Raw genomic sequence first — 278 nt, 5'->3', positions numbered from 1 at the left:
ACCGTGATACGCAACCAAGTAGGCAAGCCATAGCCTACCAATGGCCGCACGATGACCCCTTGCTCAAGTAATGCTTGATTGATCGATAGCGCATTTTCATCGTCCATTTCTACCATGATAAAATTGGCATGCGACTTAACAAAACCCAACCCTAAAGCATCAAACTGCTTTTCTAACCAGCGCATTTGCTCTTCGTTGGTCAAGCGTACTTTTTCAATGAAATCTTGATCACCAAGTGCTGCTGCGGCGGCCGCCAGTCCAACACGACTGACATTAAA

1 protein-coding gene is annotated in these 278 nt (G+C 46.4%); it reads right to left on the bottom strand.

The window, feature by feature from the left end; translation table 11 throughout:
- On the bottom strand, window positions 1-278 hold a 278-nt coding region (locus AAEZ03_RS27130; RefSeq protein ID WP_350582924.1), incomplete at both ends, for an aminotransferase class I/II-fold pyridoxal phosphate-dependent enzyme.

Source organism: Pseudomonas sp. HY2-MNA-CIBAN-0224 (genome assembly GCF_040310285.1).
GTDB classification, from domain to species: Bacteria; Pseudomonadota; Gammaproteobacteria; order Pseudomonadales; family Pseudomonadaceae; genus Aquipseudomonas; species Aquipseudomonas helleri.
The sequence above is the reverse complement of the archived record's forward strand: the minus strand, read 5'-3'. Positions and strand labels throughout refer to the sequence as shown.